The 14,096-nt window shown below is 68.4% G+C and carries 13 protein-coding genes; 8 read left to right on the top strand and 5 right to left on the bottom strand.

The window, feature by feature from the left end:
• Positions 1–68: 68 nt before the first annotated feature.
• Complete coding sequence (locus AC6LJ5_RS28335) at positions 69–734, bottom strand: C40 family peptidase (protein WP_212320154.1); 666 nt, start codon at positions 732–734, stop codon at positions 69–71.
• Positions 735–1,027: 293 nt separating this feature from the next.
• Here AC6LJ5_RS28335 and AC6LJ5_RS28330 point away from each other — a divergent pair, with 293 nt between their 5' ends.
• The 6 genes from AC6LJ5_RS28330 (at position 1,028) to ltaE (ending at position 9,059) form a co-directional block, all read left to right on the top strand.
• Positions 1,028–2,914, top strand: coding sequence for a propionate--CoA ligase (locus AC6LJ5_RS28330; RefSeq protein WP_498142249.1), 1,887 nt, complete (start codon positions 1,028–1,030; stop codon positions 2,912–2,914).
• On the top strand, positions 2,911–3,318 hold the full coding sequence (locus tag AC6LJ5_RS28325; protein ID WP_103273163.1) for a heme-binding protein: 408 nt from the start codon (positions 2,911–2,913) through the stop codon (positions 3,316–3,318). The genes AC6LJ5_RS28330 and AC6LJ5_RS28325 overlap by 4 nt, the downstream gene beginning before the upstream one ends.
• A 110-nt stretch (positions 3,319–3,428) precedes the next feature.
• Positions 3,429–4,661, top strand: a complete 1,233-nt coding sequence (locus tag AC6LJ5_RS28320) for an MFS transporter (RefSeq protein ID WP_498142251.1) — start codon at positions 3,429–3,431, stop codon at positions 4,659–4,661.
• Between the two features lie 277 nt (positions 4,662–4,938).
• Complete coding sequence (acs, locus tag AC6LJ5_RS28315) at positions 4,939–6,918, top strand: acetate--CoA ligase (RefSeq protein ID WP_103273165.1); 1,980 nt, start codon at positions 4,939–4,941, stop codon at positions 6,916–6,918.
• 167 nt (positions 6,919–7,085) lie between these two features.
• Positions 7,086–7,970, top strand: a complete 885-nt coding sequence (locus AC6LJ5_RS28310; RefSeq protein ID WP_103273166.1) for a DMT family transporter — start codon at positions 7,086–7,088, stop codon at positions 7,968–7,970.
• A 78-nt stretch (positions 7,971–8,048) separates the two neighbouring features.
• Positions 8,049–9,059, top strand: a complete 1,011-nt coding sequence (gene ltaE, locus AC6LJ5_RS28305) for a low-specificity L-threonine aldolase (protein ID WP_392410087.1) — start codon at positions 8,049–8,051, stop codon at positions 9,057–9,059.
• 56 nt (positions 9,060–9,115) lie between these two features.
• On the opposite strand, the gene AC6LJ5_RS28300 is transcribed toward ltaE, so the two are convergent.
• From AC6LJ5_RS28300 to AC6LJ5_RS28285, 4 genes are all read right to left on the bottom strand, one after another.
• Positions 9,116–9,460 carry an antibiotic biosynthesis monooxygenase family protein gene (locus AC6LJ5_RS28300; protein WP_103273168.1) on the bottom strand — a complete coding sequence of 115 codons (345 nt, stop codon included), beginning with the start codon at positions 9,458–9,460 and terminating at the stop codon, positions 9,116–9,118.
• Positions 9,457–10,557 (bottom strand): cytochrome P450 family protein, encoded by a 1,101-nt coding sequence (locus AC6LJ5_RS28295; RefSeq protein ID WP_498142248.1) that lies wholly within the window; start codon positions 10,555–10,557, stop codon positions 9,457–9,459. The genes AC6LJ5_RS28300 and AC6LJ5_RS28295 overlap by 4 nt, the downstream gene beginning before the upstream one ends.
• Before the next feature lie 142 nt (positions 10,558–10,699).
• A complete protein-coding gene (locus tag AC6LJ5_RS28290) occupies positions 10,700–11,545 on the bottom strand; it encodes an NAD-dependent epimerase/dehydratase family protein (protein WP_498142247.1) in 846 nt (281 codons plus the stop codon).
• A 2-nt stretch (positions 11,546–11,547) separates the two neighbouring features.
• Positions 11,548–13,194, bottom strand: coding sequence for an electron transfer flavoprotein-ubiquinone oxidoreductase (locus AC6LJ5_RS28285; RefSeq protein WP_498142246.1), 1,647 nt, complete (start codon positions 13,192–13,194; stop codon positions 11,548–11,550).
• 112 nt (positions 13,195–13,306) lie between these two features.
• Between AC6LJ5_RS28285 and AC6LJ5_RS28280 the strand changes: the two genes are divergently transcribed.
• The gene (locus AC6LJ5_RS28280; protein WP_103273172.1) at positions 13,307–13,756 is read left to right on the top strand and encodes an acyl-CoA thioesterase; all 450 of its coding nucleotides are present in this window, start codon (positions 13,307–13,309) and stop codon (positions 13,754–13,756) included.
• 246 nt (positions 13,757–14,002) lie between these two features.
• Positions 14,003–14,096: CoA-transferase (locus AC6LJ5_RS28275; RefSeq protein ID WP_498142250.1), on the top strand; the 94-nt coding region annotated here is incomplete at its 3' end.

Here is a 14,096-nt window from a genome sequence, read left to right as displayed (position 1 = left end):
GGGTCCGGCGGCGTTTTCGTATTCGTGCTTGCCGCCATGTCACCCGCAGGGGCGCGGCATGCGTCGGCTTATCGGGAGGCCGCGCGGGCCGAGGCCACCATGTGGTCGTCCAGGCGGCGGGCGCCGTTGTAGCGCTTGGCCCAGTACGCCATGGTCATGTTCTCGACGCGGACCACGCCGCCGGCGCTGGGGGAGTGAACGAAACGGTCGTCACCCAGGTAGATGCCAACGTGCGAATAGCGGCGGCCCAGCGTGTTGAAGAAGACCAGGTCGCCGGCCTTGAGCTCGTTCTTGTTGATCGAGGTGCCGTGCTGGGCGATCTCGGCGGCGTTGCGGGGCAGCTTCAGGCCGAGCGAACGCTGGGCGGTGTACGAAACCAGGCCGCTGCAATCGAAACCGGTATCGGGGGAGTTGCCGCCGAAGCGGTAGCGGATGCCCAGGTAGGTCAGGGCTTCGCTGACCAGGGCGTTGTCGCTGTCCACGCCGGTCTGGGCCTGCTGGCGGCGTTCGCGCTTGAACTTCTGCACCACCAGCATGCCGATGGGATCATCGGCCGTGGCGACCCATTCCATCTCGTAGGGATCGATCTCGGACGTATGGGCGGTTGACTTCTGATTGGTGCTTGCACAACCCGCCAAACCCGCGACACATGCCGCCAGGGCCAGCAACCGGATACGTCGGATTGCCTGGCCAGTGGATGAATTGAGTCGCGAGCTTACGGAGTGTCGATGCATTCGCCTGGGGAAGATGCACTGCGTTTAGCGTCGATTGCGCGCAAAAGCGCGGAAATCGGCTGATAAATACAGCGAATCAACGTTATGTTGTCTACAACTTCGCGGGGATTCTACCAAACTTTTAAGACTGGTTCGTTACTGTAACCAGCCCGGCGCCCGTGCGGCGTAGACGCGTGGCAGAATTTTTTGACCTGCGGCAAGCCTCGTGCAAGGTTTGCCCACCAGAATGACCCAAAAGCTTGAAGCAAAAAGCAATCAGCCAAAAGGCGTATGCACGATAACAGGAGACAACCATGCAAAAAACCAGGGATTTCCATTACCGATCGATACACGACCGGGACGCTTTCTGGCGCGAGCAGGCCGGCCGGGTGCATTGGGAAACGCCGTTCGAGTCCGTGCTGGACTTCTCCCGGCCGCCCTTCGCCAAGTGGTTCGTGGGCGGCAAGACCAATCTCTGTTACAACGCCGTCGACCGGTGGCTGCCCACGCAGGCGGAAGATCCGGCGCTGATCTGGGTGTCCACCGAGGTGGACCGCGAACGGGTCTATACGCGCCAGGATGTCTATGAAGAGGTCAACGCCGCCGCCATGCTCAAGGAACTGGGCGTGGAACGCGGCGACCGCGTCCTGCTGTACATGCCCATGGTGCCGGAGGCCGTCTTCACCATGCTGGCCTGCGCCCGCATCGGCGCGGTGCATTCGGTGGTGTTCGGCGGCTTCGCCTCGGTCAACCTGGCGCAGCGCATCGACGATGCCGCGCCCAAGGTGATCGTGTGCACCGACGGCGGTTCGCGCGCGGGCAAGGTCGTGCCCTACAAGCCGCTGCTGGACCGGGCCCTGGGCCTGTGCAAGACCCCGCCGGCCGCCGTGGTGGTGTTCGACCGTGGGCTGGCGCCCTTCGAGCCGGTGGCGGGGCGCGACCTGGACTACGCCACGCTGCGCGCCCGGCATCAGGGCGCGCGGGTGCCGGTGGCCTGGCTGGAGTCGTCCGAACCCAGCTATATCCTGTACACGTCAGGCACGACCGGCAAGCCCAAGGGCGTGCAGCGCGACACCGGCGGCTATGCCGTGGCGCTGGCTTCTTCCATGGAGTACCTGTTCAACGGCAAGCCGGGCGACACGTACTTCTGCACCAGCGACATCGGCTGGGTGGTGGGGCACTCGTACATCATCTATGGCCCGCTGATCGGCGGGCAGGCCACCATCCTGTACGAAGGCACGCCGGTGCGGCCGGACGGCGCCATCCTGTGGAAGCTGGTGGAAAAGTACCGGGTCAACACGCTGTTCTCGGCGCCGACCGCGGTGCGCGTGCTCAAGCGCCAGGATCCGGCCCTGCTGAAAAAGCACGACCTGTCCTCGCTGCGCGCCGTGTACCTGGCTGGCGAACCGCTGGACGAGCCCACCGCGCAATGGATCTCCCAGGGGCTAGGCAAGCCCATCATCGACAACTACTGGCAGACCGAATCGGGCTGGCCGATCCTGTCGGCCCAGCCCGGCGTGGAAAGCGTGCCGACGCGTTTCGGCAGTCCCTCGTTCCCGGTGTATGGCTTTGACGCCCGCATCGTCAGCGAGACCACCGGCGAGGATCTCGGTCCCGACCAGAAGGGCGTGGTCGCCATCATGCCGCCCTTGCCGCCGGGCGCGATGTCCACGATCTGGGGCGACGACGAGCGCTTCGTCCAGACCTATTTCACGTCCATCCCCGGCCGCCAGGCCTATTCGACCTTCGACTGGGGGCTGGTGGACGAGGACGGCTACTGGTTCATCCTGGGCCGCACCGACGACGTCATCAACGTGGCCGGTCATCGCCTGGGCACGCGCGAGATCGAGGAATCTGTCAACAGCCACGCGGCCATCGCCGAGTGCGCCGTGGTCGGCGTGGCCGACGCGCTCAAGGGGCAGGTGGCCATGGCCTTCGCCGTGCTGAAGAATCCCGCCGGCGCCGAGACGCAGGAGGGCGCGCGGCAACTGGAAGGCGATATCATGCGGCTGGTGGAAGATCAGCTGGGAGCCGTGGCGAAGCCGGCCAGGATCCGGTTCGTGGGCGCGCTGCCCAAGACCCGGTCGGGCAAGGTGCTGCGGCGCGCGATCGTCGCCGTGTGCGAGGGACGCGATCCCGGAGACCTGACCACCATAGAAGATCCCACCGCCCTGGAACAGATTAAGGAATCGCTGCAATGAACACCAAACCCGTGCTGAGCGCCGAAGACGTCAAGAAGATCCTGGCCGCGGCCGAAGCCCATGCCCTGCAGAACAAGTGGGCGGTGACCATCGCCGTGTCGGACGACGGCGGTCACCTGCTGGGCATGCTGCGCCTGGACGGGGCGGCGCCGATCTCCTCGCACATCGCGCCGGCCAAGGCCAAGACCGCCGCGCTGGGCCGCCGCGAGTCGCGCGTGTACGAAGAGATCATCAACAACGGCCGTTATTCCTTCCTGTCGGCGCCGCTGCTCGAAGGCATGCTGGAAGGCGGCGTGCCGGTCGTGGCCGATGGCCATGTGGTCGGCGCCGTCGGCGTGTCGGGCGTGAAGTCCAGCGAGGACGCCCAGATCGCCCAGGCCGGCATCGCCGCCCTGGGACTATGAGCGACAGCCGCAATACGGAACCGCCGCAGGGCGGTTCCGGCGCCGTGGATACGGGGGGCGACAGCCTCCTGAATCCCGGCGTGGCCAAGCGCGAGGTCTGGGCCTGGGCCATGTATGACTTCGCCAATTCCGGCTACACCACCGTCATCCTCACGGCGGTGTTCAGCACCTATTTCGTCGGTGTGGTGGGGGCGCGTGCGTCCTGGGCCACGCTGGCCTGGACGGCGGCGCTGTCGCTGTCCTACCTGCTCATCATGCTGACCATGCCGACGCTGGGCGCCCGCGCCGACGCGCGCGCGGCCAAGCGGCGGCTACTGTTCGCCAGCACTGTCGGCTGCGTCGGCGCCACGCTGGCGCTGACCCAGGCCGGGCCGGGCGATGTCTGGCTGGCGCTGGTCGCCATCGTCATTTCGAACTACTGCTATTGCGTGGGCGAATCCGTGGTCGCGGCGTTCCTGCCGGAACTGGCCGGGCCCGCCGCGCTGGGGCGCGTGTCGGGCTGGGGCTGGAGCTTCGGCTATTGCGGCGGCATGCTGACGCTGGGGCTGTCGCTGGTCGTTGTGACGCAGGCCGAGGCCCGCGGCATGACCGCCGAGCATTTCGTGCCCTGGGTCATCGTGGTCACCTGCTCGGTGTTCGCGCTGGCCGCCCTGCCGTCCTTTTTCCTGCTGCGCGAGCGCGCGCGTCCGGGCCAGGCGCAGCCCGCCATGGATCTGCTGCGGCGGCTGGCCTATGCCTGGCGCGAGACGGGCACGCACTTTCCGGAGTTCCGCCGGCTGTTGATGTGCATCGCCTGCTATCAGGCCGGTATCTCGGTGGTGATCACGCTGTCGGCGGTGTATGCCTCGGAAGTGATGGGCTTCACCACGCCGCAGATCATGCTGCTGGTCTTCACCGTGAACATCGGCGCCGCGGCCGGCGCCTTCTCGTTCGGTTACGTGCAGGATCGCATCGGCCACAAGCGCGCGCTGGCCATCACGCTGTGCGGCTGGATCCTGATGGTGCTGGTGGCCTATGCGGCCGTGACCGCGCCGGTGTTCTGGATCGCGGCCACGCTGGCCGGCCTGTGCATGGGCACCACGCAGAGCGCGGGCCGCGCCATGACGGGGGCGCTGGCGCCGGCCGGCCGCCTGGCGGAATTCTTTTCGCTGTGGACCTTCGCCGTGCAGCTGGCCGCCGTGATCGGGCCGCTGACCTACGGCCTGGTGACCTGGGCCACCCATGGCAACCACCGGCTCGCGATCCTGGTGACCGGGCTGTTCTTCGTCGGCGGCCTGGCGCTGCTGTCGCGCGTGGACATGGCGCGCGGCCTGGCGCGTCGAGGGCAGGGCGCCGCCGCCTGAGCGACGCCATCGGCGCCACATCGGAGCGTCGCGGCTGCTATCCTTACGAACTGTGCCCGGCGACGCCGCCGGGCACAGTTGCGCATAAGCTGTCGCTTGTCGATGCCGCCAGTCCTTTTCGCACTCCCCGCCTCGCGCGTCCGCGGCCATGCCGGTCCGGGCGTGAGTTCCGGCCCGCATTTTGCGTAAGGTGCCCGTAAGAGCGTGGCGATACGGTTGCGGGTGAGTAGAAAAAGAGCAGCATCAACAACAGAATCACCGATTGGAGACAAAGATCATGTCGAATGCCATTGAGTCCGTCCTGGTGGAAACCCGGGTCTTTCCGCCGCCCGAGCGCGCTTCGCAAGGCGCCTCGATCCCGAGCATGGACGCCTACAAGGAATTGTGCGCCCAGGTCGAGAACGACTTTGACGGATTCTGGGCCGGCCAGGCCCGCGCCAACCTGAAGTGGACCAAGCCCTTCACCCAGGTGCTGGATGAGTCCGACGCCCCGTTCTACCGCTGGTTCGGCGACGGCGAGCTGAACGTCTCGGCCAACTGTCTGGACGTGCACCTGACCAATGGCAACGCCGACAAGACCGCGATCATTTTCGAAGCCGACGACGGCAAGGTCGACCGCGTCACCTACCGCGAACTGCTGGCCCGCGTGTGCCGCTTCGCCAATGGCCTGGCCAAGCTGGGCTACAAGAAGGGTGACCGCGCCATCATCTACATGCCCATGTCGATCGAGGCGGTGGTCGCCATGCAGGCCTGCGCGCGCCTGGGCGTGACGCACTCCGTGGTGTTCGGCGGCTTCTCGGCCAAGAGCCTGCAGGAGCGCATCGGCGACGTCGGCGCCACGGTCGTCATCACGGCCGACGAGCAGGTGCGCGGCGGCAAGGTCATCCCGCTCAAGCCGGCGGTCGAGGAAGCCATCGCCATGGGCGGCTGCGAGGCTGTCAGCAAGGTGATCGTGTACCGCCGCACGGGCGGCAAGATCCAGTGGACCGAAGGCCGCGACCTGTGGATGCACGACGTCGAGGCCGGCCAGCCCGATACCTGCGAGCCGGTGCCGGTCAACGCCGAGCATCCGCTGTTCATCCTCTACACCTCGGGTTCCACCGGCAAGCCCAAGGGCGTGCAGCATTCGTCGGCGGGCTACCTGCTGTGGGCCCTGCTGACCGTCAAGTGGACCTTCGACGCCCGCAAGGACGACGTCTACTGGTGCACGGCCGACGTGGGCTGGGTCACTGGCCATACCTACATCACCTACGGCCCGCTGGCCGCCGGCCTGACCCAGGTCGTGTTCGAGGGCGTGCCCACGTACCCGAACGCCGGCCGCTTCTGGGACATGATCGCGCGCCACAAGGTCACCACCTTCTACACCGCGCCGACCGCCATCCGTTCGCTGATCAAGGCCGCCGAGGCCACGCCCGAGGCCCATCCGCGCAACTACGACCTGGATTCGCTGCGCATCCTGGGCACGGTGGGCGAGCCGATCAATCCCGAAGCCTGGATGTGGTATCACAAACAGATCGGCCGCGAGCGTTGCCCCATCGTCGACACCTGGTGGCAGACCGAGACCGGCGGCCACATGATCACGCCGCTGCCGGGCGCCACGCCGGCCAAGCCGGGCTCCTGCACGCTGCCGCTGCCGGGCATCGCCGCGGCCATCGTCGATGAGACCGGCGCCGATGTCGAACAGGGCAATGGCGGCTTCCTGGTCATCAAGCGCCCCTGGCCCGCGATGATCCGCAACATCTGGGGCGACCCCGAGCGCTTCAAGAAGAGCTACTTCCCGTCCGAGCTGCGCGGCTACTACCTGGCGGGCGACGGCGCGCAGCGCGACGCCGACGGCTATTTCTGGATCATGGGCCGCATCGACGACGTGCTGAACGTCTCGGGCCACCGCCTGGGCACGATGGAAGTCGAGTCGGCGCTGGTGGCGCATGAACTGGTCGCCGAGGCCGCGGTGGTGGGTCGTCCCGACGACACCACCGGCGAAGCCGTGGTGGCTTTCGTGGTGCTCAAGCGCGCGCGGCCCGAGGGCGAAGAGGCGCAGGCCATCGCCAAGCAGCTGCGCGACTGGGTGGCCAAGGAGATCGGTCCCATCGCCAAGCCCAAGGACATCCGCTTCGGCGACAACCTGCCCAAGACGCGCTCCGGCAAGATCATGCGCCGCCTGCTGCGCGTGGTCGCCAAGGGCGAGGAAATCACCCAGGACGTGTCCACGCTGGAAAACCCCGCCATCCTGGATCAATTGGCCAAGTCGCTGTAGATCCGATGCCTTCCGATCCTGCCCGCCGCCCGTCCGCATCGTGGACGAAACGGCGGGCGGGCACGGCGGCCCGCGCCGCGCGCCGGGAGCATAATGGCAGACGCCCGTAACGGTATCCGTTACGGGCGTCTTTGTTTTCCGATCCCCATCCACCTGGAGTCCCCGCAGTGAACCGCAGCAGTTTCGATCGTGCCGGCCTGGCCCTGATGTTGAGCACCATCCTTGTATGGGCGGGCAGCTGGATCGCGATGAAGCTGATCGTGCCGTACATCGGCCCCTTCGACTTCGTGGCGCTGCGCTATGTGACCGGCGCCGTCGTGCTGTTCGTGCTGGCCCTGGCCACGCGCCGGCCGCTGGCCATGCCGCCCTGGGGGCTGACGCTGCTGATCGGGCTGACGCAGACGGCCGGATTCCAGGGCTTCGTCCAGACCGCGCTGGTCTCGGGCGGCGTCGGCAAGGTGTCGCTGATGGCCTACACCATGCCCTTCTGGGTGGTGCTGTTCGCCTGGTGGCTGCTGCGCGAGCGTCCCACCGTCCGGCATGCCGCCGGCATCGGGCTGGCGGCGATCGGCCTGGTCTGTTTCGTCGAGCCCTGGAACGGGTTGGGCGATATCAAGCCCGTGCTGCTGGGACTGGGCAGTGGATTGTGCTGGGGCGTGGGCACGGTGCTGTCCAAGCGCATGTTCGAGCGCCATCGCCCCGACGTGATGGTGTTCACCGCCTGGCAGATGCTGCTGGGCGGGCTGGTCATGGCGCCGGTGGCCTGGATGGTGCCGCAGATTCCGGCGCAATGGGGTTGGCAGCTGTCGCTGGGCATGATCTACATCGTGTTCATCGCCACGGCGGCCGGCTGGCTGCTGTGGTTGCAGGTGGTGCGCCGGGTGCCCGCGTCCATCGCGGGCCTGTCCAGCCTGGGCGTGCCGGTGGTGGCCATGCTGCTGGCCTGGGCGTTGCTGTCCGAGCGGCCCGGCGGCGCCGAGCTGGCGGGCATGGCGCTGATCCTGGCCGGCATCTGGGTCGTGAGCCGCGCCGCGCCGCCGGGCAGGCAATGAACCTCCCGCCGCGTTGAAGGCTTCCGTCGCGGCGCTGTTGTTTTTTCCGAATCCGCATCACGCACGAAGGTTGTTTCCATGATTGATTTGCGCAGCGACACCGTCACCCGGCCTACGGCCGCTATGCTCCAGGCCATGATGGCCGCGCCGGTCGGCGACGACGTGATGGGCGACGATCCCAGCGTCAACCGCCTGCAGGCGGCCGTGGCCGAGCGCGCCGGCAAGGAGGCGGGCCTGTTCTTCCCGTCCGGCACGCAAAGCAACCTGGCCGCGCTGATGGCGCATTGCGAGCGCGGCGACGAATACCTGGTGGGGCAGCTCGCGCACACCTACCGCTACGAGGGCGGCGGCGCGGCGGTGCTGGGCAGCATCCAGCCCCAGCCCATCGAGCATGCCGCGGACGGTACGCTGCCGCTCGAGCGGCTGGCCGAGGCCGTCAAGCCCAAGGGCGATCCGCACTACGCGCGCACGCGCCTGTTGGCGCTGGAGAACACCTTCCACGGCAAGCTGATTCCCGCCACGTATATCGAGGCCGCCAGCGCCTGGGCGCGCGGGCTGGGCCTGGGCGTGCATCTGGACGGGGCGCGCGTGTTCAATGCCGCCGTCGCCAGCGGCCGGCCGCTGGCCGAGCTGTGCGCGCCGTTCGACACGGTTTCCCTCTGTTTTTCCAAGGGGCTGGGCGCGCCCGTGGGCTCGGTGCTGGTCGGCAGCCGCGCCTTGATCGAGCGCGCGCTGCGCTGGCGCAAGATGCTGGGCGGCGGCTTGCGCCAATCCGGCGTGCTGGCGGCCGCCTGCCTGTACGCGCTGGAGCACAACGTCGAACGGCTGGCGCAGGATCATGAGCATGCGCGCCTGCTGGCCGAGGGGCTGCGCGGCATCGCGGGCCTGCGGGTGCTGTCGCAGGATACGAACATGGTGTTCGTCGAGTTCGAGCCGTCGCGCTGCGACGCGCTGAACGCGGGCGTGGCGGCGGACGGCATTCTGATGCGCGCCGTCTACGGCGGCTCGACGCGGCTGGTGACGCACCTGGACGTGTCGGCCGACGACGTGCGGCGCGTGGTGGCCTCGGTGGCGCGGCATCTGGCCTGAGACCGACAGACTCGGATGGCCGCGCGCGTGGCGTCAAGCGAGCCTGACGAGCCGCTTCAGCCGTGCCGTTCGCGGCTGTCGCCCGGGGCTTCGTCGCGCCGCGCCATGCCATAGTCCCGCAGCACCTGCGCCACGCGCAGCCGATAGTCCTGGAACACGCCGCCGCGGCCGGCGGCTTGCGCGCGGCGGTGCGATTCCAGTGAGCGCCAGCGGCGCACCGCATCCTCATCGCGCCAGAACGACAGCGACAGCAGCTTGCCCGGCGTGCTCAGGCTCTGGAAGCGCTCGACGGAAATGAAGCCGTCGATGGCCTTCAGCTCGTCGATCAGGGTGGCGGCGATGTCCAGATAGGGCTTGGGATCGCCCTGGGCGGGTTCGACTTCGAAGATCACGGCGATCATGGGTGTGCGTCCTTGGCGCAGTCAAACAGGGGAAGGCGGGCGTTGGGCAGCGGCCGGTAGCGATGACGCGCGGCCAGGGCGGGCGCGTCGGCGCCGGCGCGCAGCAGATGGGCCAGCGCGCCCGCCGCATGGCGGCGCGCCAGGTCCTGGCCGGGACAGGCGTGGCCCAGCGCGCCAAAGGTCCAGGGCGTGTCGGGTTGCGCGAGGGCGGCGGCGGCCAGCACCAGCAGCACGGTCTGACCGGCGGCGATGCGCTGGCCATCGACGCTAATCTCGTCGGCCAGGAAGCGTCGGGTGTTGTGTATCGGCGGATCAGTGCGCAGCGTCTCGGCGACCAGTTCGCGCGCCGCGTCCGGTGTCGGCGCCCGCCGCAGGCCGCGCCGGCCTGCCAGCACCAGCGCATTGCCGAGCAGGGCCGCGCCCGCTTCGCACGACTGGAACAGCAGCCCGGCCAGGTTGGCGGCCAGCAGGTCCATGCCGATGCCGGCCTGGGCGCAGTCCTGCCGCAGCCGGCGCAGCGTTTCGCCGGCCTGGGGCGCGTGCAGATAGGCCAGCATGCGCGCCTGCAGGCGCTCGGCGGCGCGGTGGGCGCGTTCGATGCGCGCGGCGTCGGCAGTGGCGGGCAGCGCCGCGATAAAGTCCGCGATGTCGGCTGCGCATGTGCCGTGCACGTCCGGCGGCAGGCCCATGAAGGCCGCCTGCGCATACACCGGCGCGAGCGTCAGGTAGCGGTCCACGCCGGCCGCGTCGATGCGCGGCAGCGGCCAGGCGCCGTTCAGGTCCGGCGCGGGCTGGCTGTCGATATAGGCGCGCAGCAGCGTCTTGAGCCTGGCGTGTTCTGCGCTGTCATTCATCCGGACCAAGCGGCCGAACAGCGCGCCGGCGGGGCCGGGGCACAGGCCGCGCGGCACGGGTTCGGCGGGCGGCCGGACGCGGGCGGCGGGATGCGCGAGCACCTGCGCGATGGCCTGCGGACTGCTGGCGACCCACAGGTTCAGTGTGTCGTCGCGGTACAGCGGACGCTCGCGCGCCAGCGCGGCATAGTAGGGATAGGGATCGGCGTGGGTGACGGCGGCGATGGGATCGGTGGGCGGCATGGCGCGGGCTCGTGATGGAACGAGCCGCCAGTATCCCGGTTCGTCACGGGCCATGATTCGATGGGGAACGAACCATGCATGCGCTTGCAAGCGAACACTGGACGAGCCGTGCGCGCCATGCCCTGGCGCGCGGGACGAGGATTCAGGCGCGTCCGTTGTCGGCCAGCAGCGCCGCATAGCCGGGCCGCGAGTCCGGCCACTGCAGACGCAGGCCGCTGGCGCGCAGCCGCGCGTTGCTGAGTTTCTTGCTGCCCACATTGGCGGGCGCGGGGGCGATGCGTGGCGCGGGCGCGCCGATGATGCGCGCCAGGTCGGCGTACAGCTCGTGCAGTGGCAGCGGCGTATCGTCGCAGCCGATGTACACGGACGCGACGACGGGCAGCAGGGCCAGATGCGCGACGGCCGCGGCGGCGTCATCGATGTGGATGCGGTTGGCCCAATGCGGGGGCTCGACGGGCGCGCCGGCCTGGCCCGAACGCAGCCGCTCGATCAGCTGCAGCCGGCCCGGGCCATACAGGCCGGCCAGTCGCAGCGCCGTGGCGGATTCGGGTCGGGCTGCCAGCAATGCCTCGGCTTCCAGCAGGATGCGGCCGTTGAAGTCTTGCGGCGCGGGCGGCGTGTCCTCGTCGACCCAGCCGCCCCGGTGTTCGCCATAGACGGCGCTGGACGACACGAACACGATGCGTTGCAGATGGGAGGCGTCCAGCGCGGCGAGCACATTGCGCAGCCCGTCGACGAACACGCCGCGATAGACGGCTTCGTCGCGCGCGCCGGGGGCGGGCAGGAAGATCAGGCGGGTGATGCCGGCGGGCAGGACGGGGATGCCGTCGGGCCGCGAGATGTCGCCGCGCAGCCAGGCGATGCCGTCCGCGTCGTCAGCGGGCGGCTGGCGCCGCAGGGCATGGACTTCCACGCCCTGGACCCGCAGCCGCCGCGCGGCGCGCAGGCCCAGGTCGCCGCAGCCGATGAGCAGCGCGCGCTCGGCCATGCTCACATGCCGCTGTAGACGGGGCCTTCGCCGCCCTGCGGGGCGACCCAGACGATGTTCTGGGTGGGATCCTTGATGTCGCAGGTCTTGCAGTGCACGCAGTTCTGCGCGTTGATCTGCAGGCGGTCTTCGCCGTGGTCGTCCTTGACGAACTCGTACACGCCGGCCGGACAGTAGCGCGATTCCGGGCCGCCGTACTTGGCCAGGTTGACCTGCACCGGCACCGCCGGATCCTTCAGCGTCAGGTGCACCGGCTCGTTCTCGTCATGGTTGGTGTTCGAGATGAACACCGAGCTGAGCTTGTCGAACGTGAGCTTGCCGTCGGGCTTGGGGTAATCGATGCGCGCGCACTGCGAGGCCGGCTGCAGGCTGGCGTGGTCGGGCTTGCTGTTGCGCAGCGTCCAGGGGAAGTTGCCCTTGAGCACCAGCTGTTCGATGCCGGTCATGACGGTGGCGACGGTGCGGCCCTTCTTGAACCACTGCTTGAAGTTGCGCGCCTTGTTCAGCTCGTCGTGCAGCCAGGAGGACTTGAACGCGGCCGGGTAGGCGGACAGCTCGTCCTGGCGCCGGTCGGCCTGCACCGCGTCGAACGCGGCGTCGGCGGCCAGCATGCCGGTCTTGATGGCGGCATGGCTGCCCTTGATGCGCGAGGCGTTGAGGAAGCCGGCCTCGCAGCCGACCAGTACGCCGCCGGGCACGGTGAGCTTGGGCAGGGCCAGCAGGCCGCCCGCGGTGATGGCGCGCGCGCCGTAGGCGATGCGCTTGCCGCCTTCGAAGGTGCCGCGGATGGCGGGGTGGGTCTTGTAGCGCTGGAACTCGTCGAAGGGCGACAGCCACGGGTTGGCGTAGTCCAGGCCGACGATCAGGCCGACCGCCACCAGGTTGTTGTCCAGGTGATAGAGGAAGGAGCCGCCGTAGGTGTCGGCGTCCAGCGGCCAGCCGGCGGTGTGGATCACCAGGCCGGGCTTGGATTGGGCCGGATCGACCTCCCACATTTCCTTGATGCCGATGCCGTAGGACTGGGCGTTGCGGCCGTCGTCGAGCTTGAAGCGCTCGATCAGCTGGCGGCCCAGCTGGCCGCGCGCGCCTTCGGCGAACACCGTATAACGCGCATGCAGCTCCATGCCGGGCTGGTAGTGATCGGTGTGGCTGCCGTCGCGGGCCACGCCCATGTCGCCGGTGGCCACGCCGCGCACGGCGCCCTGTTCGTCGTACAGCACTTCGACCGCGGCGAAGCCGGGGAAGATGTCCACGCCCAGCGCCTCGGCCTGTTCGCCCATCCACTTGACCACCTCGCCCAGGCGGACGATGTAGTTGCCTTCATTGTGGAAACAGGGCGGCAGCAGCCAGTTGGGCGTGACGCGGGCGCCGGTCTCGCTCAGGAACATGAACTTGTCCTGCGTGACCGGCACGGTCAGCGGCGCGCCCTTTTCCTTCCAGTCGGGGATGAGCTCGGTCAGGGCCAGCGGATCCATGACCGCGCCGGACAGCGTGTGCGCGCCCAGTTCGGCGCCTTTCTCCAGGACGCAGACGCCGATTTCCTGGCCTTTGTCGGCGGCCAGCTGCTTCAGGCGGATGGCGGTGGCCAGGCCGGCAGGTCCGCCGCCGACCACGACCACGTCATATTCCATCGACTCGCGTTCAGACATTTGCAAAGCTCCCCGTATGTATCCCATGTATGGCTGGAAGTATTATCAACGATTGTATTGCAGCCGGAGGCGGTGCCGCCTTCGCATTTCCTATAGCCATCAGGAGTAATTGGTGAACCCGGACACGCTGTCTGCGCGGATTCTTGCGGTGGGCGATACCCACCAGGTGGATCTGCCCCTGCGTTGGGGCGATTCGGACGCGCTCAACCATCTCAACAACACGCTGTATTTCCGTCTCATGGAAGAGGCGCGCATGCGCATCCTGTATGACGCGGGCTTCGAATTGCCGGCCAACGACGGCGCCATCCTGGCGCACGCGTCCTGCGATTTCCTGCGCCCGCTGACCTATCCGGCCACCGTGCGAGTGACCCATACCGTGACCCGCATCGGCCGTTCCAGCGCCGAATTCGAACTGCTGCTGGAAAAGGTCGGCGACGATGCCGGCCCCTACGCGCGCGGCCGCAATGTGCTGGTCTGGATGGATTACGTGGCCAATACGTCCGCCCCGTGGCCGCCTGAAGTGTTGGCCAAGATGGCCACGCAGTTCCAGCCGGCGGCCTGAGGCGCGTCCGGGCTTTCCCTGCGCGCATTCACCGGCCAAGCCGGTAGAATCTGGCGCAGGATCACAATAGCAATAAAGGGCGCGCCATCGCCAGGCGCCGCGTTCCGGCAGGCAGTCGCGCCGGAACCGGGCCGATGGCCGCGCTCCAGGAAAAGACAGGGCCCGCCCCGGCCCGGACCTGCCGGCGGCAGGCGCCGGACCGGGGCAGGGCGCTACTTCGGTTAGACCCAAACAGGAGTTGGAGCGATGGACAAAGTTTATGCAAGCGCCCGGGAGGCGCTGGCAGGCATCGTCAAGGACGGCCAGATGATCGCCGTGGGCGGTTTCGGCCTTTGCGGCA

Source organism: Achromobacter sp. 1011791174, from assembly GCF_059760925.1.
The sequence above is the reverse complement of the archived record's forward strand: the minus strand, read 5'-3'. Positions and strand labels throughout refer to the sequence as shown.